Raw genomic sequence first — 13,828 nt, forward strand, 5'->3', positions numbered from 1 at the left:
GGTGTTATATGAAAGTAGCTGCAATCGTTCAGGCGAGGATGGGATCCACAAGATTGCCCGGAAAGGTGCTTAAAGAAGTACTGAATCGTCCTTTATTAGCCTATCATCTTGAACGTGTTAAACGGTCGTTATTTACTGATCAAATCGTTATCGCTACAACTGATACAGCCAAAGATGATCCGATCGTAAGCTGGTGTAAAAAAAATGGAGTCACTTATTATCGGGGTTCAGAAACAGACGTATTACAGCGGTATTATAGAGCTGCTTTATCGGTAAAGGCAGAAGCAGTAATCCGTCTTACGGCCGATTGTCCGTTGATTGATCCGTTTCAAATCGATAACGTTGTAAATAAATATTTATCACTCAAAGATGATCATCCATTTCAATATGTCTCAAATACGTTGAAACGAACCTTTCCAAGGGGAATGGATACAGAAATTTTTTCATATAAAGCTTTAGAAGCAGCTCATAATGGAGCAAAGAAACCAAATGAACGAGAACATGTAACTAAATACATGATCGATCATCCCGATATATTCAGTCTGACAAATGTTACCTATAGCCGGGACGAAAGCAATCATCGTTGGACTGTGGATACTACGGAAGATTTTTTATTGGTTAAAAAAATCTTGGAGGCATTATATCCCAGGAACCCTTACTTTACGTTAGAAAATATTTTAGAATTACTGGAAAAACATCCGGAATGGCAGAAAATAAATGCTCACATCTTACAAAAAAAGAGTGAAGAGGAAAATGAATGAATGTATGCTTCAGAGTTGACTCATCGAGGTGGATTGGCACCGGCCATGTCATGAGATGTCTTGTATTGGCAGAGCAGCTTCAGCTTAATGGCGCAGAAGTTACTTTCGTTTGCCGGAGACTCCCTGGTGATTTGACCGGGTTTATTGAAAATCGGGGATATGGGCTAAGGACGCTCCCTTCTTTGCAAAGTACAGACCAGAAACATTATTTTCAATGGTTTAGAGCGAACTGGAAACTAGATGCAATGCAAACCATTAATTTCATCAGAAAGAAGCAGATAGATTGGCTGGTCACTGACCACTATGCAATTGATGAGAAGTGGGAACAGTTCACAAAACCATACGCAAATCAAATAATGGTAATAGATGATCTTGCAGATCGCCCCCATAACTGTAAGATTCTTTTAGATCAGAACTTCTATCCAAATTCACAGAAACGATATGAGCATCTGGTAGGCCCTCAAACTATCATGCTGTTGGGTCCTAAATATTTTCTTCTTAGAGAAGAATTTAAGTTTGTCCGTCAAAGGGAAAGAGATGGGTCAGTAACTCGAATCCTGATATCTTTCGGTGGGAGCGATCCTACTAAAGAAACATTGAAAGCTCTTAAAGCTGTCCAATGTCTTAACAATACTAAATGTATCATTGATGTCGTCATTGGAAAATCCAATCTGGACTATGTTTCTATTAAATCTATCTGTGCTGACAATCCAAATTTCCGGCTGCATTATCAAATAGACTATATAGCGGAATTGATGGCAAAAGCCGACTTGTCAATTGGTGCAGGAGGAAGCACCACATGGGAGCGGTGTTATTTATCCTTACCTGCAATAACAATTGAAACGGCTGAAAATCAATCCGAAATATTGTATAGTTTATCAAAATTAGGTGCTGTTTACCATTTAGGAACAAGTGAGGCTGTAGATGAAAAAGATATTGCAAGAGCTGTTAAAAAGTTGATGGAAAATCCATGTGTCTTGCAGAAAATGATTAAGAGTTCAAAAGAGATAATGAAAGACTTTGAAAGTGGATTAGCAGTCCGGCAGTTGCTTGGGGGAAGCAGAGATGAATAATAAATTTTTTTTGAAGCCATTAACTTTTGACAACTTGAAGACTATCTTTGAATGGAGAAACTCAGAAAGGATCAAATCTCTCATGTATACAAACCATAATATTACATGGGAAGAGCATATACGATGGTTCCATAAAGTAAATAAAAGCTCCAGTGATTTAGTGTGGGTATTATATGATGTGAATTCACCATTAGGGTTAGTCAGTTTTTCTGATATAAACAAGGAGCATTCACGGTGTTTTTGGGGCTTTTATATTGGGGAAGAAAAAGCTCCGAAGGGAGCAGGTACAATCATGGGTGTTTTGGCATTGGACAAAATTTTCCAGGAGTCCGGGATGAACAAAGTGTGTGCTGAAGTTATCGATTCCAATTCAGGGAGTATCCGATATCACAAAAAGTTAGGCTTTGAACAGGAAGGAGTTTTAGCCCAGCATGTCTGGAAAGACAATCAATTTAAAGATGTGATTCGGATGGCCTTATTCAATGACAAATGGCAGAAAGTAAGAACTGGACTAGTTAACATCCAAGAAAGGGGTAATTGATGAGCGATATTATTATTGATGGGAAAATAATAGGCAGGGATAATTATCCCTTTATTATTGCGGAAATGTCGGGGAACCATAACCAGTCCTTGTCCCGTGCCTTGAAAATCGTAGAAGCTGCAGCAAATGCTGGGGTTGATGCTGTCAAACTTCAAACTTACACCCCAGATACAATGACTTTAAATGAAAAAAAAGATGATTTCACTGTCAAAGATTCAAAAAGCCTGTGGAGAAATAAAACACTCTATGAGCTGTATCAGGAAGCATATACTCCGTGGGATTGGCACAAGGTTATCTTTGAACGCTGTAAAGAATTAGGACTGACTGCTTTCAGCACTCCATTTGATGAGAGTGCTGTAGATTTTCTAGAATCCTTTAATGTTCCTTGCTACAAAATAGCCTCCTTTGAGAACACTGATTTGCCGTTAATCAGAAAAGTTGCAAAAACAGGTAAGCCCATCATCCTTTCTACGGGGATGTGTTCAGTTGCTGAAATAGAAGATTCAGTAGCTGCTGCCCGTGCAGCAGGCTGTGAGGAACTGATTTTATTGAAATGCACCAGCAACTATCCGGCTTCTCCTAAAGACTCCAATATTCTCACTATTCCGCATATGAAAGAATTGTTTCAATGCCCTACCGGTTTGTCTGATCACACGATGGGAAATGGAGTAGCTGTAGCAAGCGTAGCCTTGGGAGGTACAGTTATCGAAAAACATTTCACGTTATCACGCAGCGAAGGAGGAGTAGATGCAGCATTTTCACTAGAGCCGGAGGAGATGTCCGCTTTGGTAACTGAAACCAGAAGGGCGTGGGAAGCTCTAGGAAAGGTCGCATATGGTGTAACAGAAGCAGAAAAGTCTTCAAAACAGTATCGTCGTTCTTTATATATTGTAAAAAACTTAAAGAAAGGAGACCGTTTAACAAAAGAAAACATGAAAATTATTAGACCCGGTTATGGTCTCCCCCCAAAATATTACGATGTTCTTTTAGGTAAAAAAATTATACGTGACGTTAAAAAAGGAACTCCTCTTAATTGGGATTTGATTTAAAAATTCATTAATGTATTCATGTTAGTAAAGATCATTCTGGTAATGTTTAATAATATGACAAAGTGCAATTATTAAGTGCAACGCCTAAATAAAAACTTATGACAGCTTCGTGAAAAACAGTTTTTCAACATTGTTATGTAGGGATAAATAAGTGAGGTAGTTAAAAAGATTGCTTGTTATGGCTATAGCGGTGTTAAACTAAAAAAGGATTTAAGTACATGGCATTTCCTGTATTTAAAAAGTAAAAAAACAATAATACCAATATGATGAAACTTTTTAAATTTTTATATTTTTCCTTTTTTCTGCCCATAATTGTAATATTCTAAAGATAGCACCGGTACCTAATGCTGAACTCTATGGTATTAATACAACCAATCAAGGACGAATTGTTGTTTTTGGTAGTGGGTTTCCTCTCAAGAAAGATGGAAAAGTTGTTGGAGCCATTGGTGTGAGTGGAAGCACTGTTTCGAATGATGTAAAAGTAGCGGAGGCGGGCGTTAATTCATTCAATGAACTGAATTAGATAACATTATCTTTTTAAAGGGGAAGGATAATAGTAAATACGGATCTGGTGTTAAAAGATGATCCAAGCGTTCAGCCTCAAACATCAATAATTTAGTACCGTACGGTAATAGTGATTTAAGTAAACCGACTGTAATTACCAAGATTCCTACTATTGAAAATAATATTTCTAATGTTAACAAGTGAGTATGGAGCAAGCGTAAAAAGTAGTAAAGGTAGTGTATGAAAATCTCAGTTTCAAGTCCTCCACAATCTAGTGCGATCGTTTAATATAGACGATCGCTTATTAACTAATGGAGCAGTTTAGTTCAAAAACGGTTTAAGTTGTTACAATACCCCTAATGATGTGGAACCGGATGCAGCCATTCAACGGTTCGAATTATCTTCCGAGGCTTGTTGGAAAGCCGCTAAACTATAATAATATGAGATGGAAGGGCTGGACATCGGCTCCCCAAAGAGTGTGATTAGGAGCTTCCGGGAAGTGGGCTTGTTGAAGGTGGACGAGGCGGTCACCGCCTTGGAAATGGTTAACGTCCAGCACTTGACGGTACATACTTATGACGAGGAAATAGCGGTTAAAATACACAATAGTTTGCATATGTATTATCGTCTTTTACAGGAGTGGATGATGCGAATCCGAGGAAACATAGTGATATAACCACTGCCACACTCGGTAAGGATACGACCTGCGTGTCATAACATTCGATGCCTATGTTTTTACCAATTCTTTTGGAGCCTTACCTCTAGGATTATTACCAACTGCGATGGTGAAAACAAACTTCGGGCATGGAGGGTTTCTTCATCCTGTAGGCAATCATTAAAAGGCGCAACCCGTATGGGAGTGCGCCTTTTATGGAAAGGAGCAGAGATTTAACAAGCCTACTTGGATTAACGTTGTTGTAATGGACCACGAAGTGAAGCCTATCTTCAGGTTAGTGGTAGGGGTGGGACCACAGTGTATGCGAATAACCCACGATTGTGACAAGGAACCTTGCCAATCGCTCTGGAATTTCGAGTGGCCGTAATCTGTAAGTTTATAATACAAAACCCGGAAAAGCATCCGGGTTTTGGTTGGAGGAGGATGCTTTTACTGTCAAGACCAAATCATGCGTTTTAGAGTCAAGCAGCCTCCTTAACCAAGATAGACATCATTGGGTTACCTTGACATAAATCCTACCGGGTACTATGGAAGTTTGACAAGGAGTCAGAGAATTTCAACAAGATTTTGACATTTCCGTCGCTGGAAAGGCCCGCGCACTTTCTATCGCCTCGTTTTCAACATACTTCACCAAAACCAAGCATTAGCAATCACCTATTTGCAGTGTATGCTGATTGATTAATATTCGAGAAACATAAAGGTATACACCCCAAAGGAAACCTTCCGTAGGAAATGAAATGATAGAAAGGAAAGTATAAGAGTACACATTTCCTGGATCCTGTCATCTGCCGCAAGCGGCTGACTGACCGGTACTTGGTGCTCCGGAGGCGTGTAATATACCAATGTTTCCGATTCAACAGTGATGTGTTTAAAGGAAAAAATCGATGTCTAGGCTAAAACAATCACAATCTATTTTTAAAAAAACATTGATTTAAGGTTAAGAGACGCCTACGTAACTTATATTTTAAAAGCCTTTTCTGCCATTTTTAGATGACTTTGTATTTTACAGAGTCACCTTTTTCTGTTTAGCCTTATCAACATATATTCTATTATCCGATTATATTGTTAGATGCACCGTATTGGTGTACGGAAGCATCCAGGCCGGCAAATGCAACTAATTGTTTTTCGCTTATATGCTGATAAAGAGTAGGATTTGTCCTTTGTATCCTGAATATCAAACTTTCGTACTGCTATCGATTGGTGGCATAAAATGAAAAAAGACTGGGATATAACTGAATATTTGCTGAGAGAAGCCCGGTTATAGGACAGGCTGCTTCGAGTGTGAATTTTTATGGTTGGGGTGTAGGGAACAGGATAGTAGAAGAAGCGTAAGATTCTGCCTCAAGACGTTTCCTTTCCGTTTATCGATACAGCTTATAAAGGAAAACGACCCACAGCCATCCAATCCGCATATTACATTCAATGACAAAAGAAATAAAAAACATCAGGGAAATGATTAAGTTTTATGGCCTGTTCTAAGCCAGGCAAGTCATTTATATTAATGAATCGACACCAGCATTCAAAAGTTCCTTCCACAAAGCTTCTCGTGCAGGTGAGGGTTGGTCAGACGTAGCCTAAAAACGAACCTTTTTTCCATTGGAAGGAGCAGTTGTCACAATGGAATGTAGTTTCTTCCACTCTTCCGGTGGCATCGGGCCAACACCCATCCAGGTAAAATGCTTTGTCCAATTATCGCTGATTAATGTACTGGGGGCGCCTGTACCAAGGTCGCTAATCCGACCATCATAAGCGGTATAGCGAACGGTTTGACTCTCCATCAATTACCGTGGGTGTTTTCCGGAAATGTACACAGTTACAGCACCAGGTTTACAACGAAAGGTACGTACTTAGTGAGCATTCTTTTGTACTCGCGCAGCTGTTGATCAATCGCCTGGTAAGTAGACTTACCCTCCGATTTTATATCAATCAATAGAATAAACTCATGATCATAATCTTAACGAAATTCTAAAGCTGAATGAAGTTGTGACCGTCAAGTAAAATGACACAATTTCTGCTTATTAATTTGAAACACTTTGCTGCCCAAATATGGTTTTTCGATGCTTCATTCGCCAACTGTCTTCATTTAAATGAATGATTTCCACTCGATGCAATATACGATCTAGAATCGCAGTTGTAATTGCCTGATCTCCTAATAATTCACCCCATTCTTTAGGACCTTTATTGGACGTTAATATAATCGATGTTTGATTGTATAAATCATTGATCAAATGAAAAAACATATTGGCTTCCTGTTTGTCCATTGCCATAAACATTAAATCGTCAATGATAACTAGATCTGCTTCTCGTATTCTCTTCATTCTTGTTTTCGATTTCCTTGTGATTTCTTCAGTCTTTAATACATGAATGAGATCACCCATCGTAGTAAAAATCACTTTATATCCTTGGTTGAGAGCCTCAATGCCCAGCCCAATCGATAGGTGGGTTTTGCCGACGCCTGGCGGGCCAAGGAAAATAATATTATATAGCTGCTCCATCCACGTTAAGTCCTTTAACTGATTTAGTTTCTTCGAACTTAATGATTTCTGTTCTTTTAAATCGTATTCTTCCAAAGTGCTGAAAAACGGGAACGTCGCCCATTTAAACCGTTTCTCTAATAGCTTTTCTTCTCTGCGCTTTTGTTCATAGGTTGCTACATCCAGGAGAAACTGAGTAAAGGATGCGTCCTTTTGCTCAGCTTCTCTTATGAGTGTAGGAAGATGGTTAGCTGTTTCGGTCAGGCGGAGGGTTTTCATCAAATCTTGTAATTGATTCAGCTGACTCAATTAGACTCACCCTCCAATATTTCAGTATAGGCATTTACTGTTCTCTTTTGGGCTTCCGTATCCATGAGCCAGCCTGAAATCTTATTTATAGATGATACAGCCCGGGCGTTATCGGTTACTGTATCATCAACTTGGCGTTGTCGTTTGATGTATGAAACGATATCGCTAAAATCTGTCGCACTATAAAGATTTCTTTTCACACATTCTTTCAGTGCTGCTGATAAGATTGCCCCATTGTTCTCCTTTGTCTGCTTTAAAATAATCTGCAACTGATCTCTAATATACCGAGGGTAGTTTTGCCGGATGATATTAAGATAGTCGTATGCGGAATCTACCTCTTCAAACCGTTTCGCAACCGTATCCATAAATGCATTGATGCCTTTTGTTCGATCGCGCGAATGGCTTCTATCCTTTACTAATTGGCCTTTTCCTTCAGGAATAGTGTGTTTTGCAATCAATTCTCCTGTATCGGTAATATAGATGAATAGTTGTTTGTCTTCCGTTTCCTTGATACCGACGGTATCATATTTATGGAATGTTCCAAGTGGAAGAGAATACCGATTCGACAAATAACGAATTGTATTGTCCTTATGGACGCTTCTTGTTATACTATTTTCATAATTGTTTTTGATAGTTAATTTTTCTGCGACTGGTCTTAAGTGTTGCTTTTCCAAGGAGAACACTTCGGCCGGTCTTTTTTTTGTTGTGTTATGGATTTTATAGTTCCCTGTCCGGTTTAGCCACTGCCAACCCTGCTCATTCCAGGAATCAATGTTGTGAAACACTCTATGTCTTGCAAAGTTATGCTTGATAAAGCCAACCACATTTTCAATTTTCCCTTTACTTTCCGGCTCAGCTTTTCTACAAACCCTAAGGTTTAAACGCCTGGTTTCCTTATAGTGTTGAAACTCTTTCGTTAAGATAAGATCCCCGCCATTTTCACTGACCACGATTAAATTATCCTGATCATAAACGATTTCTCTTGGGATTCCGCCATACCACCGAAATGCATCTTCATGTGCTTCCATCACATCCTGGGTAGTGAAAGGTCTGTCTAACCATTTTTTATATTTGTATCTCGAGTTAGACAAAACAAATGCGATAAAGCTCAGCTTCACCTCTTGATTGTCAGGTGTTCTTTGTTTTGTATGACCAAAATCAACCTGCATTTGTTCTCCCATTGGCTGGTCAGGAATAGCTTCATAATTCCGTGGTAGAGTCTCTTTCTCTATTCTATATTCAGTACGTAATTCTCTAACGTAGGCACGAACCGTGCTCTCGCCAATCTCCAGTGATTCATACCTTTCCTGTAACCAATCTTGCACTTGTGCTGCCGACATATCAGGATGTTCTCTCAGCCAGGATAAAATTAACGCTTTGTAAGGATCTAACTTTTTCTCTCTCGTTTTTATTCTTTCTACCCATTCAGCCATCTCCGAAGGAGACTTCTGCAGGTTGCGATATACCGTTGATCTTGAAACCCCTAACTTTTCCGCCACCTTCGATTTACTAAATCCTTGCTTAATTAACTGTTGAATCTCCATATACATTTCCCACTTATCCACCTTTTCTGAGCCCTCCATTGATGTCTGTATAATCTTAAATATCATACAATGGGAGAGCTGTATATTTTACTGGTATATTTGGGTAAATAAGTGTTTCTTCTAATCTAGCGGAAACTGTCTACTTTAGTTTAGCAGTCACAGAAGTCGCTTCTGGAGAGTCGATGCGTATTACTTGAGCAACTAAATACGCATCTTTAATGTCTGTTTTGGTTTTGCAAATATAAAAATTTCGGAGGGCGTCCAATTGCGTAGGATTGAAAGATATCACTTTGTATCCAAGTTGATGAAGGAAGCTAAAGGTATGAGAGATTTAAAACCAGAAATAATCTGGTTAATAATAATAATATACGAGTGGACGAATATTCAATAAGAATAGTCGTCTTTTGTGTACTTAAGTATAGGGCAGTATATTTGTAGACTCAGTTTCGAGATAATAATAAAAGGTTGGAAATAGAATTCTGAAGTTCCTTTCGAACTGGAAATCAAATAGCTGAAACTGTCTGATAAAGTGGATTAGATACATTATCTCTTATAGAATAAAAAATGAGAAAAGACACAGTACTAACATGAGGTGGTAGAAATGGTATTTATTATAATTGCAGGCTTTGTCTTTCCTTGGATTATAGGCATTTATTTATATAAAAAAGCACCCAAAATTTTTTATACGACGGCACCCATTACCGCATTGATTGCGGTTGTTTTGAACCAGGCAGGCATTCATATGGGACTGTGGAAAGTGAATCATATGCCGACGATTGTTTTACTGGATTCCTTGTTTTTAGATTTAGGAATCTTCACTGTCGCCGGAGCCTGGTTCACCTATATGCTGGTGTACAAAAACACTAATCCCCTCTGGGTCTATATTATATTCATCGGAGGTATGACGGGCTTAGAAGGGCTGGCTCTTCTAGTAGAAACAATAAAATATGATCAAACATGGAATTTCTTTTATACCATCCTTATGTATGTCGGGGGTTTTCTTGTCATTGGATGGATTGTTTACATATTAAAGAAGCTAAAAGTTTTCCCATAAATTTTCTAGGCTGTTGAGTAAGTCTCGACAGCTTGTTTATTATTCGCCGCGTTAATTTATTATAATATGAGTAAAATCTCTTTAAGGCAATGTTTTGATGTTTCAATACTCTCTCCAATCAAAAGCTTAGATGTTAATAGCGATTACAAATAAATTAGAAGACTGATTATCTTGAAATCGAGTCTTAATGAAACGGGGGCAATTTAAAGTATTGGATTGGCCTCATTATTCCATGATAGGAGGAGATTGTCCAAGTCGGACGATCTTTTTTTCACTAACGGAGCGGAATAAGAAATAAGGAGTTTTTGTATGAACGGATGGTGATATTTACATATGTGGCATTGGGTCGATTCATTTATGCCAATCTATACAAGTACTGAAGGAGGTTTATATTGCGTTAAAAGCAAAGCATTGTAAACCTCGAAGAAACGAAGCTAATCATTACTCAGATAAGTATAAACGTAAAATGTGGAACCAGAAGGATGGGGGAAGTTATAAATCAGGCAGGTTTCCACCTTGTATTACTTAACTAAAAGGGTAGACTATTTGATAAGTATACTGATTATGATCGTATTTAAATGATTAAAAACGAATATTTTGTATCCATAAAATCTATTCCGTACACAAGTCCACCCTGGGGAACGTGAACAGTATATCTCCGTATATTAATCAAAATAAAGCCATTGATGCTTTGCATCAATGGCTTTATTTATGGCTCAACACCAGCCAAGATCGCAATCACTTACGTATTGCTGAATATCATTCACTTTATTTATACGAAAGATTTTTCCTTTTTGGTATTTGAAACCTTCTATCATTTCGTAACGATTTTCACCGCCAGTCATCAAAATCCGGCCGATTTTTTCCTTATTAAAGATATAAATTAATATTTCCTTCTTCTAACTTTCCATTAATACTCTCTGTGATATCTACCATGCGAAGGTTCTCTTTCTTCATTCAATTCCTCCCTTATAATGATGAACACATTCTTTAATAACTGTTGTACGTTATTATAAAGGAGTGTTAGGTGGAAAATCAAGTTATAGTCAGAATATATAGACAATTCAGTTAATTAGTCCTATGTCTATGAATAGATAAAAATGAGCGCAAAATTAGCGCTCTTTATAGTAATTCTTGAGTTTGGTATTCCTCTAAGGTAAATGATTCAGTATTTAATACAAAACAAAAGGACAATCACCGCTATTATTATTAGGTGGTTGTCCTTTTAAGCTTATTTATGATTGACACTTATTATAAGGGAGGGTGTATTAATGGATCGAACGGTATAACCCCACTACTTTTCCTAGAATGGATACCTCCTGAAGGACAATCGGTTCCATCGTAGCATTTTCAGGCTGCAGGCGGATATGGTTTTTTTCTTTGAAGAACCGTTTGACCGTAGCTTCCTCGTCTTCCGTCATCGCAACGACTATTTCTCCATTTTGAGCGGTTGGTGTCTGTTTCACGATGACCATATCTCCATCCAATATACCAGCTTCAATCATACTTTCTCCTTCGACTACAAGTACGAACGTATTTTCTTCACCGCCGGCCAGGTTTTCCGGCAGCGGCACATATTCTTCAATATTTTCGATTGCTGTAATAGGTGAGCCTGCTGTGACTTTACCAATTACCGGCGCATAGGAGGCTTCACTTCTCGGAATATTTTGTTCTTCTTCTAATTCCAATACTTCAATAGCGCGAGGCTTTGTTGGATCCCGTCGGATGAATCCTTTTTTCTCTAACCTCGCAAGGTGGCCGTGGACCGTGGAGCTGGAGGCCAGTCCTACAGCCTGTCCGATTTCGCGTACAGAAGGTGGATAGCCTTTTGCCAGTACTTCTTCTTTTATGAATTTCAATATTTCCTGTTGCCGCTTCGATAATTTACTCATATAAGCACACCTCGTACATATGTTTTTATTAACCACATTGTACCATGATGATTTCCACAATACAAACATTCGTTCGATTTTTTCTTGACAAGAACGAATGTTCGTATATAATGAAATTAACAAATGCGAACAAAAGTTCTGTATGGAGGGGTTAAAATGTTTGATAAACTGTCTAAGTTGGACATGACCTATATTATTCTTTTCATTTTGAGTCTGGCATTCTTATATGCTGCCATGACGATCAGCAGCTGACATTAGGTCTATAGTTTATTATCCGTATTAACAAGCAGAGAGGGTCGCAGGAATGAACGTAATCATTTATTGCAGGGTAAGTACAGAAAAAGAAGCACAGGTAACGTCATTAGCCAGGCAGGAGTCAGAGCTTCTTGCTATGGCCGAACAGAAAGACATGGAAGTAGTGGACGTAATAAAAGAACAAGCGAGCGGATACGAAATTGAGCGTGAGGGTGTATTCCGGTTGCTTGACCGGTTTTCGGATGGACAGGCGGAAGGCTTGCTGATTCAGGATGAAACACGCTTAGGGCGGGGCAATACAAAAATTGCGCTGTTTCATCAGCTTAACAAAATGGACGTGCATGTCTGGTCTCTTTCCCATCAGGGAGAGCTGCAGCTGTCTGAATCCGACTCCATGGTTCTGCAGATAGTAGGTATTGTGGAGGAGTACCAGCGTAAAATCCATAACCTGAAAATAAAGCGCGGCATGAACAAAGCGATGGAACGAGGTTATGACCCGGGTAAGAATCTTTCCAACCAGCAACTGGCAAGAGGGAGGGAGCGGATTGAATTTCCGATAGAGGAAGTTGTCCGGCTTAGGTCCAATAAGTTGACTTTCGAAGAAATTGCCGCCACCTTGCGCGGGCTTGGTTATGATGTTTCCAAAGCGACTGTCCACCGGCGTTACCGTGAATACATCTCACTTGAAAAAGAAGAAGATAAAAGTTAATATTATATAGAAGACAAGGGTCATAGGACACTTGTCTTTTTAGCACTTAGAGAGAAGTTTAGCTACTTATTCCTTTATAAGTATTTGAGGGAACAGAACAGGCTTTTCTTAATTAAGGGCTCACAAAAAGGAGTGTGTACGCATGTTATCAAAAGATAAACTAAATCGTATAAACGAATTAGCCAATAAATCGAAAAAAGAATCCCTTACGAAAGCAGAGAAAGACGAACAAAAGCAATTACGCCAAGAATACCTCGGCAATGTCCGGAAGTCTTTCAAAAACCAATTGAAAAGTATGAAAGTCGTTGATCCGGAAGGAAATGACGTAACACCGGAAAAAGTAAAACGAATGCAACGCAACGAAAAGAAACATTAATCCAACGAGGCTGGGACAAAACCCAGTAATTTAAACAGAAAGTGGTCCGCATCATTTTGATGCGGACCACTCTTTTTATGGTTTTCTTTTATTTTAATAAGAATATAAGGACAACCTCTGATAAAATTAAAGTTACCACACAATAACCATCGGAGGTGCCCTTATGTTTAAACAGTATAACATGAACCAAGTAATCTTGCCTATGGATGTAGAAATGAAACTACAAGATAATGATATCGCCTATGCCGTTCATGAGTTGGTGGAAAGTATTCCGGATGAAGCCTTTTCAGCATTCCTGCGTGACACGGGATGCCCGGCGTATCACCCACGCATGATGATGAAGGTCATTTTATGCGCCTACACCCAATCCGTGTTCTCAGGAAGAAAAATCGAAGGGCTGATCAAGGATAGTGTGCGCATGATGTGGCTGGCTCAGGGTTATGAGCCCAGCTATCGAACCATCAATCGGTTCCGTGTCCACCCTGCCGTCAAAGATCTTCTTCGCCAGAGCTTTGTCCAGTTTCGTTCCCGACTGGTTCAAGAAGATATCATTGATGCGGAAGCTATTTTTATTGATGGAACCAAGATAGAAGCAAACGCCAACAAGTTTA

Annotated in this window: 15 protein-coding genes and 1 pseudogene; 10 read left to right on the forward strand and 6 right to left on the reverse strand. The window is 38.9% G+C overall.

What is annotated here, in order from left to right:
• Nucleotides 1-8: 8 nt before the first annotated feature.
• The 6 genes from ACGTNI_RS03705 (at nt 9) to ACGTNI_RS03730 (ending at nt 4,604) form a co-directional block, all read left to right on the forward strand.
• The gene (locus tag ACGTNI_RS03705) at nt 9-761 is read left to right on the forward strand and encodes a cytidylyltransferase domain-containing protein (protein ID WP_085508464.1); all 753 of its coding nucleotides are present in this window, start codon (nt 9-11) and stop codon (nt 759-761) included.
• Nucleotides 758-1,834, forward strand: a complete 1,077-nt coding sequence (gene pseG, locus ACGTNI_RS03710; protein ID WP_394460129.1) for a UDP-2,4-diacetamido-2,4,6-trideoxy-beta-L-altropyranose hydrolase — start codon at nt 758-760, stop codon at nt 1,832-1,834. The genes ACGTNI_RS03705 and pseG overlap by 4 nt, the downstream gene beginning before the upstream one ends.
• A complete protein-coding gene (gene pseH, locus ACGTNI_RS03715; RefSeq protein ID WP_062444506.1) occupies nt 1,827-2,375 on the forward strand; it encodes a UDP-4-amino-4,6-dideoxy-N-acetyl-beta-L-altrosamine N-acetyltransferase in 549 nt (182 codons plus the stop codon). Before pseG ends, pseH begins: the two co-directional genes overlap by 8 nt.
• Nucleotides 2,375-3,424 (forward strand): pseudaminic acid synthase, encoded by a 1,050-nt coding sequence (gene pseI, locus ACGTNI_RS03720; protein WP_394460131.1) that lies wholly within the window; start codon nt 2,375-2,377, stop codon nt 3,422-3,424. Before pseH ends, pseI begins: the two co-directional genes overlap by 1 nt.
• Nucleotides 3,425-3,752: 328 nt before the next feature.
• On the forward strand, nt 3,753-3,947 hold the full coding sequence (locus tag ACGTNI_RS03725) for a GlcG/HbpS family heme-binding protein (protein WP_394460162.1): 195 nt from the start codon (nt 3,753-3,755) through the stop codon (nt 3,945-3,947).
• A 480-nt stretch (nt 3,948-4,427) separates the two neighbouring features.
• A complete protein-coding gene (locus tag ACGTNI_RS03730) occupies nt 4,428-4,604 on the forward strand; it encodes a hypothetical protein (RefSeq protein ID WP_394460133.1) in 177 nt (58 codons plus the stop codon).
• A 1,574-nt stretch (nt 4,605-6,178) separates the two neighbouring features.
• Here the strand turns inward: ACGTNI_RS03730 and ACGTNI_RS03735 are convergent.
• From ACGTNI_RS03735 to ACGTNI_RS03750, 4 genes and pseudogenes are all read right to left on the reverse strand, one after another.
• On the reverse strand, nt 6,179-6,385 hold the full coding sequence (locus ACGTNI_RS03735; RefSeq protein WP_394460135.1) for a PI-PLC domain-containing protein: 207 nt from the start codon (nt 6,383-6,385) through the stop codon (nt 6,179-6,181).
• Between the two features lie 237 nt (nt 6,386-6,622).
• A complete protein-coding gene (gene istB / locus ACGTNI_RS03740; RefSeq protein WP_439330193.1) occupies nt 6,623-7,357 on the reverse strand; it encodes an IS21-like element helper ATPase IstB in 735 nt (244 codons plus the stop codon).
• Nucleotides 7,358-7,383: 26 nt separating this feature from the next.
• Nucleotides 7,384-8,952, reverse strand: coding sequence for an IS21 family transposase (istA, locus tag ACGTNI_RS03745; RefSeq protein ID WP_394460137.1), 1,569 nt, complete (start codon nt 8,950-8,952; stop codon nt 7,384-7,386).
• A 142-nt stretch (nt 8,953-9,094) separates the two neighbouring features.
• Nucleotides 9,095-9,250: pseudogene (locus tag ACGTNI_RS03750) on the reverse strand (IS110 family transposase); the annotation flags it as partial.
• Between the two features lie 282 nt (nt 9,251-9,532).
• On the opposite strand from ACGTNI_RS03750, the gene ACGTNI_RS03755 reads away from it, so the two are divergent.
• On the forward strand, nt 9,533-9,985 hold the full coding sequence (locus ACGTNI_RS03755; protein ID WP_394460139.1) for a hypothetical protein: 453 nt from the start codon (nt 9,533-9,535) through the stop codon (nt 9,983-9,985).
• Between the two features lie 716 nt (nt 9,986-10,701).
• On the opposite strand, the gene ACGTNI_RS03760 is transcribed toward ACGTNI_RS03755, so the two are convergent.
• A complete protein-coding gene (locus ACGTNI_RS03760) occupies nt 10,702-10,875 on the reverse strand; it encodes a DUF2553 family protein (RefSeq protein WP_394460166.1) in 174 nt (57 codons plus the stop codon).
• Between the two features lie 378 nt (nt 10,876-11,253).
• Nucleotides 11,254-11,877: a transcriptional repressor LexA gene (gene lexA, locus ACGTNI_RS03765; RefSeq protein WP_394460141.1), complete on the reverse strand. Its 624-nt coding sequence runs from the start codon at nt 11,875-11,877 to the stop codon at nt 11,254-11,256.
• A gap of 304 nt (nt 11,878-12,181) precedes the next feature.
• Between lexA and ACGTNI_RS03770 the strand changes: the two genes are divergently transcribed.
• The 3 genes from ACGTNI_RS03770 to ACGTNI_RS03780 form a co-directional block, all read left to right on the forward strand.
• On the forward strand, nt 12,182-12,841 hold the full coding sequence (locus ACGTNI_RS03770) for a YneB family resolvase-like protein (protein WP_394460143.1): 660 nt from the start codon (nt 12,182-12,184) through the stop codon (nt 12,839-12,841).
• A 142-nt stretch (nt 12,842-12,983) separates the two neighbouring features.
• Entirely contained in the window at nt 12,984-13,217 is a 234-nt protein-coding gene (locus tag ACGTNI_RS03775; RefSeq protein WP_394460145.1) for a DUF896 domain-containing protein, read from the forward strand.
• Between the two features lie 163 nt (nt 13,218-13,380).
• Nucleotides 13,381-13,828 (forward strand): transposase (locus tag ACGTNI_RS03780; RefSeq protein ID WP_394460147.1); only part of this gene is annotated, 448 nt, incomplete at its 3' end.

This window comes from Thalassobacillus sp. B23F22_16 (genome assembly GCF_043496955.1).
GTDB lineage: Bacteria > Bacillota > Bacilli > Bacillales > Halobacillaceae > Thalassobacillus > Thalassobacillus devorans_A.

Coding starts and splice junctions, on each gene's coding strand:
- ACGTNI_RS03705 (WP_085508464.1), top strand. CDS start 9: ATGAAAGTAGCTGCAATCGTTCAGGCGAGGATGGGATCCACAAGATTG.
- pseG (WP_394460129.1), top strand. CDS start 758: ATGAATGTATGCTTCAGAGTTGACTCATCGAGGTGGATTGGCACCGGC.
- pseH (WP_062444506.1), top strand. CDS start 1,827: ATGAATAATAAATTTTTTTTGAAGCCATTAACTTTTGACAACTTGAAG.
- pseI (WP_394460131.1), top strand. CDS start 2,375: ATGAGCGATATTATTATTGATGGGAAAATAATAGGCAGGGATAATTAT.
- istB (WP_439330193.1), bottom strand. CDS start 7,357: ATGAAAACCCTCCGCCTGACCGAAACAGCTAACCATCTTCCTACACTC.
- ACGTNI_RS03755 (WP_394460139.1), top strand. CDS start 9,533: ATGGTATTTATTATAATTGCAGGCTTTGTCTTTCCTTGGATTATAGGC.
- lexA (WP_394460141.1), bottom strand. CDS start 11,877: ATGAGTAAATTATCGAAGCGGCAACAGGAAATATTGAAATTCATAAAA.
- ACGTNI_RS03770 (WP_394460143.1), top strand. CDS start 12,182: ATGAACGTAATCATTTATTGCAGGGTAAGTACAGAAAAAGAAGCACAG.
- ACGTNI_RS03775 (WP_394460145.1), top strand. CDS start 12,984: ATGTTATCAAAAGATAAACTAAATCGTATAAACGAATTAGCCAATAAA.